Annotated in this window: 5 protein-coding genes; all 5 read right to left on the minus strand. The window is 44.8% G+C overall.

Annotated elements, in window-relative coordinates:
• Positions 1-135 precede the first annotated feature (135 nt).
• Genes KSZ58_RS22205 through mnmA form a run of 5 tightly spaced genes read right to left on the minus strand, consistent with a single transcriptional unit; the run spans position 136 to position 5,524 of the window.
• A complete protein-coding gene (locus KSZ58_RS22205) occupies positions 136-1,233 on the minus strand; it encodes an AI-2E family transporter (protein WP_009270292.1) in 1,098 nt (365 codons plus the stop codon).
• Between the two features lie 22 nt (positions 1,234-1,255).
• Positions 1,256-1,432, minus strand: coding sequence for a hypothetical protein (locus tag KSZ58_RS22210; RefSeq protein ID WP_002609272.1), 177 nt, complete (start codon positions 1,430-1,432; stop codon positions 1,256-1,258).
• 43 nt (positions 1,433-1,475) lie between these two features.
• A complete protein-coding gene (locus tag KSZ58_RS22215) occupies positions 1,476-3,647 on the minus strand; it encodes an ATP-dependent RecD-like DNA helicase (protein WP_009270291.1) in 2,172 nt (723 codons plus the stop codon).
• Between the two features lie 19 nt (positions 3,648-3,666).
• The gene (locus KSZ58_RS22220; protein WP_008817105.1) at positions 3,667-4,374 is read right to left on the minus strand and encodes a CPBP family intramembrane glutamic endopeptidase; all 708 of its coding nucleotides are present in this window, start codon (positions 4,372-4,374) and stop codon (positions 3,667-3,669) included.
• Complete coding sequence (gene mnmA / locus KSZ58_RS22225; RefSeq protein WP_008817104.1) at positions 4,364-5,524, minus strand: tRNA 2-thiouridine(34) synthase MnmA; 1,161 nt, start codon at positions 5,522-5,524, stop codon at positions 4,364-4,366. The genes KSZ58_RS22220 and mnmA overlap by 11 nt, the downstream gene beginning before the upstream one ends.
• Positions 5,525-5,891: the final 367 nt, after the last annotated feature.

Genomic DNA, 5,891 nt, shown 5'->3' on the forward strand with positions numbered 1-5,891 from the left:
ACTTCTACCTATTTGAAACCCTTTCTAACGCTATATTTATGCTCTGTATAGACTTTTGTAGAAGAAAGTTCCACATTTTTTATTCGCCTTTTGAAAGTGGAATTTAACTTTTCACTTCAGCAATTTAAGCATAATTTAATCATAATTCTCCTCCTGCATCGCCTCATCAAAATCCTGCCAGATATCCTCCCATTCTCCAATCTTATCGCTGGTCTTGGAATGCAGCCAGCTGCGAAAGGCAATCTGTGCAATCGCCGCAAATATCGGTGATAAAATAACACCGACAACCCCGAAGAGAGCTTCGGACAGAAAGATAAAAACAAAGGTTAGGATTGGACGCACATGCATCGTACGGTTGAAAATCATCGGTTGAATGAAATTGGATTCAATCTGCTGTATCGTCCATACGATAGCAAAGGCCAGAAACGGAAAAACCGGATAGCTCAGGGCACCGACAATAGCAATCAGAATCAGACCGAATGTCGCCCCCACATAGGGAAACAGGTTCAGTAATGCAAGAATGACTGCATACAGCAATGCATTGGGAAAGGCAAAGATATAAAGCGTGATACCCACCGTGACAACAATAAACAGGATATCGAGAAAGGTTCCAACCAGATACTGGTATACAATATTACTCATTGTTAGATAAAAGGTAGAAAACTGATGCAGGTTGGGAATCACCTTTTTTGCTGTACGCTTCCAGAAATCCAAATCAATGGATATGAAAAATGCGGTGATGTATGCAATTCCATAATTTGTAGCAGTATGCATCGTATTACGCAAAGAATCGATAACGATAATATAGCCCTCCTGCAAATATTTCTCCTTCAAAGTCTCCAAATTACCGATAGCGATGTGATAGCGATCCAGAAACCCCTCCAGATGCCTCATCCACACCGGCACCACTTCTGCAAAATCCATAACCTGCTTATAAATAATGGGAATCATTCCGATAACAAAGACAGCAAGAACAAGCGCAATTCCGATATATACGAGCATGACGGCAAGCTTTTGAGAAACATGCTGCTGCAAGCGGTCAATCAGAGGCTGCAGCAGAAAGGCAATGACAATCCCCATCAGGACCGGCAGACAGCTTTTATAAATATCAACAATCCAATCATACAGCTGCAGCTGCTTCGACAGTAAAACCAGCAACAGAAAAGCGGCGAGAGGAACAAGCAGCTTCCGGCAGCCACGTGCCAGTGAATCCAGAACATGCGATACTTTCATAAAAGAAAAACCCGCGACGGGGTTAATCCAGATCCATACAATCACACAGGTGATCGTAGGTCTTATGCATTTTTTTCATAACTTTTTTCTTTTTCCTTCTGGATTCACGGCAAAGATCCTCAATGCCCTCTTCCTGACTGTAACCGATATACATACCGACAGCCAGGCCCATCAGGCCTGCGACAACACACTTGTTCATAGTATCACTCCTATCACTGATAGTATGGATACTGTCCTGTCTGTTATCCCATCATTTCTTTTATTTTTTCCTGCAGTGTACTCCTACGCACATGGCGGTCCTCCACGCGCAGCGCATGCAGGAACACCTCCTTATCACCGAGCAGCACCAGACTTCGCTTTGCTCTGGTAACACCGGTGTAAATCAAACGCTTCTGCAGCATATAGCGATAATCCTTTACTATCGGCATAATGACAATTGCATATTCACTGCCCTGTGCCTTGTGGATGGAGGTCGCATAGGCATGCGTGATATTGTAAATCTGTTCCCCGCTATATTCAACAAGAACACCGTCAAAATCCGCCGTGATGCAGTTTTTCTGATGCACGTTGTCATCGCGGTAGCTGATTTCGATGATTTCTCCGATATCTCCGTTGTACACCTCATCCTCTGGCTGATTCTTCAGCTGCAGAATCTTGTCATGTTCACGGAACAGACGATAGCCTACCTTCAGCTCTTTTTTATATGAATCGGATGGATTCATCATTTTCTGTAGGGCATTGTTCAGAGCATCAATACCGGCAACACCGCCATACATCGGCGCCAGCACCTGTATTTCCTTTGGATCATAGCCCTTGTCCAGTGCATTGGATACCACACTCAGAATCAGATCACGAACCTCATAATTCTGACAGGGGAAAAATGCGATATCCTTTGCATGGTCCAGAATATCAGCCGAGCCCTCCCGAATCTGGTGTGCCAGTGTCACGACATCACTTCCCTCACTCTGACGGAAAATCTTATTCAGACGTACCAGCGGAAAACAGGCGCTCTCAATCAAATCCTTCAAAACACACCCGCAGCCGACACTGGGCAGCTGATCCTCATCTCCAATCACAACAATTCTTTTCACCATGCGGCAGGCTCTCAGCAGGTGATAGAACAGCCACTGATCCACCATGGAAAATTCGTCAATAATCAGTAAATCAGCCTGAATCGGGTCCTTGTCGTTCACCAGAAAGGTGTTCGTTTCCAAATCCCACTTCAGCAGGGAGTGAATCGTCGTTGCCGCCGTTGAGCTCAGCTCACTCAGCCGTTTGGCTGCCCGTCCGGTCGGAGCACACAGCGCTATTGTATCGGATGGATAGTAGCGCTGATATAAATCCAGGATACCCTTTACAATCGTCGTTTTTCCGGTTCCCGGTCCGCCTGTCAGAATCAGAAAGGGCTCTTTGAAAAAGGCAGTAATCGCCTCCTTCTGTTTATCTTCATAGCGGATATGAAATTTTTGTTCCATAATCCCGATATCCTCTACATCAAATGAAACTTCCTCTTCTGACTCACGATAAGGAAACCCAGCAAGAAAGGAAGCAATGCCGTTTTGCGCATCATATTGTGTATGATGATATATGCGGCCATCCTCAATCATGATCAGGCGATCCAGCTCCAGCTCCTCCAAATAGGGAGCAATCTCCACAGCTGCATCAAATTCCTTACAGAACCGTTTCTGTATCTGTTCCAGCGTTGTATAGGTATCCCCGCTTGCCATACATAAATCCAGCACACAGGATAATATGACAGCCTTGATGCGGTAGGGATGATCCTCCGCAAACGCCAGCTCCTTTGCCAGCTTATCCGCAGTTTTAAAGCCGATCCCGTCGATTTCCTCAATCAGACGGTATGGGTTTTCCTTAACCATGGAAATCATCGCATCACCATAGGCAGCCTCCATCTTCATGATGGTTTTGACACTGATCCCCATTCGCGTAAAGAAAACAACAGAGTCATCTGCCTCTTCATGCTCCATGATTCCCTGAATGATGGAGGCACGCTTTCTTGCGTTTAACGTTGTAATCTGTTTCAAAGCCTCCGGATTTTCTTTTATGATTTCGATGGCATCCTCTCCAAGCACTTCTACGATGGACTTCGCTGTCTGCGCTCCTATTCCGGGAAACAGAGAGCTGGAAAAATAACGGATCAGCGTACTTTCATCGTTCGGCATCATTTTCTCATAGGCCGCAACCTGAAACTGCATTCCATAGCGGGGATGATCCACATAATCCCCATGCAGCTTGTACAGCACATCCTCATTCAGCTCACTGAAATATCCGGTTGCTGTAAAATCTTCTTCATTTGCATCATAGGTAACAAATTTCGCAACGGTATATCCATTGGTATCATTGCGAAAAATTGTATGCAGATGCTTTGCTTTCAATATGATTTCTTCTTCATCCATTCACTTACCTCAGTTATTCTTATAAAAGCATAAAAAGCATGGATATGATATTATTTCCTGCATGTACCATACCGGGTACCAGACAGGAAGAGCTTTTTTCATATCCGTAGGCCAGAACCATTCCGATTCCGGCATATACAAGCAGATAGCTGACATCCACCAGATTTCCTGCAAGAAGTGAATCCACGATATGGATGGACCCAAACAGGATACTGCTGATGATTGCAGCTGCCCAAAATCCGATTCTGCTTCGCAGGCAGGAAAAAGCCCCTGCACGAAACACCGTTTCCTCAATAATCGGCGCAAATACACACGTTGACAAAATTGTCATCAGTGGTAACACTGTACTGGCATTGCGAATCTCTTCCTGATTGACGCTGTTTCCAGTCTGCGTCAAAAGTCCAATCAGCAAAGACAGCAGCATATTTACAGCCAGAATGACCACAATCAGATAGGCACTCATTTTCAGATTCGCCCCTGTATTCCTGCGAAATTTCATCCAGGAATCCCGTAGAACCGGCCACGCAAGCAAGATGGCTACACCGGCAGTAAATACGTAAATCAGCAGCTGCACCCATGGCAGCAGAATCGTTGCCCCAGGTTCAACGGCAAGCGTAATTTTTGTCGCAACGATACGGTATACATACAGATAGCCTGCAAAATAATGCACAAGCAGGGCAAGCATACGCCCAATGGATAAGCTGTAAACAGCTGGTTTAGTTTCCATTATTGACTCTCCCTGCGATACGGTGCTGCAAGCTGATTCCTTCCTTGAATACATCCTCAATCACTCCCCCGCCCAGGCATTCTTCCTTCTGATAAAATACCGCTTCCTGGCCTGCTGTCACAGAGCTGACCATTTGCGGATAGCGTAAAAACACAGTGGTTTCATCTATGAAGCGCAGGATAACATCATTATCCGGCTGCCGGTACCTAAATTTCGCCGTACAAACATAATCCCCCTGCGGCCTTTCAGAGGAGAACCAGTTGACACCGGATACAATGCAGCTATCGGAATGCAGCCAGTCACTTTCACTCCCGTTTGTCACATACAAAATGTTTTTTTGTACATCCTTGCCAACCACAAACCACGGTCCGCGATTGCCTCCAATGCCAAGACCCTTTCGCTGTCCGATCGTATAGTACAACACACCACTGTGTCTTCCAACGACCTCCAGTGTTTTGATATCCATAATATCTCCATCCCGGCTCGGCAAATAGTTCTTTAAAAATTCCTTGAAATTGCGTTCTCCGATAAAGCAGATACCTGTAGAATCCTTTTTCTCTGCAACACTGTTCAACTCCATGCGCTCTGCAATTTCGCGCACCTCTTGCTTTTCCATATGTCCGATGGGAAACATGGAGTGCCGCAGTGCATCCTGCGAAACCTGACAGAGAAAATATGTCTGATCTTTATTATTGTCAGCACCCCTAAGCATGCGGGATTCCTCAGCGCTATGATCCACCTGAGCATAATGACCCGTTGCCAGGGTATCAAAGCCAAGCCTTCTTGCATAGTCCATAAAGGCATCGAACTTTATATACTTATTACACAAAATATCCGGATTTGGTGTTCTTCCTTTCCGATATTCCTCCAGAAAATACGTGAATACATGATCCCAGTATTCCTTTACAAAATCCACGCGAAGCAATGGAAGCCCCAGCTTATCCGCAACCGCCTTGGCATCCAGATAATCCTGTTCCTGCGGACATACATCATCCTGAATCGTAGGATTTCCCATGATATCATTATTTGCAAAGGAATCCCAGTTCCGCATAAACGCACAGGTCACATCATATCCCTGCTCCTTCAGCAGATATGCCGCAACAGCAGAATCTACCCCACCTGATAAACCTAATAACACTTTCTGACTCATATTCATCACCTGTCTTTTCATAATACCATCAGTTTTTATTCTTTTAAATCATGTTCAATAAAAATGATATGTTCTATTATAGCATGGAATTGCTATATTAGTTGAATGTTCCCAATATTTTTTCAATGCTGCTTCCTTGGGATTCCACAATACAGCTTTCCTTAAACCTATGTATTTTACACCTACGGTATGCTATGCATTCCTGATACCTGACGCTTATAGCAACAAAGAAATTCCAAACAAAAAAAGACCCATCGTAAGATGAGTCAGATTACCTGGCAGCGTGCTATCTTCACTGGAGCCAGTCCAGATATTGTCGCCGCTGATATGCTTAACTTCTGTGTTCGGGATGAGAACAGGTGTGTCC

It is taken from the genome of Erysipelatoclostridium sp. DFI.2.3, assembly GCF_019132535.1.
Lineage (GTDB): Bacteria > Bacillota_I > Bacilli_A > Erysipelotrichales > Erysipelotrichaceae > Clostridium_AQ > Clostridium_AQ innocuum.

Bases quoted from the DNA above. Each gene is read 5' to 3' on its own strand.
- KSZ58_RS22205 (WP_009270292.1), bottom strand. From the start codon at position 1,233: ATGAAAGTATCGCATGTTCTGGATTCACTGGCACGTGGCTGCCGGAAG.
- KSZ58_RS22210 (WP_002609272.1), bottom strand. From the start codon at position 1,432: ATGAACAAGTGTGTTGTCGCAGGCCTGATGGGCCTGGCTGTCGGTATG.
- KSZ58_RS22215 (WP_009270291.1), bottom strand. From the start codon at position 3,647: ATGGATGAAGAAGAAATCATATTGAAAGCAAAGCATCTGCATACAATT.
- KSZ58_RS22220 (WP_008817105.1), bottom strand. From the start codon at position 4,374: ATGGAAACTAAACCAGCTGTTTACAGCTTATCCATTGGGCGTATGCTT.
- mnmA (WP_008817104.1), bottom strand. From the start codon at position 5,524: ATGAGTCAGAAAGTGTTATTAGGTTTATCAGGTGGGGTAGATTCTGCT.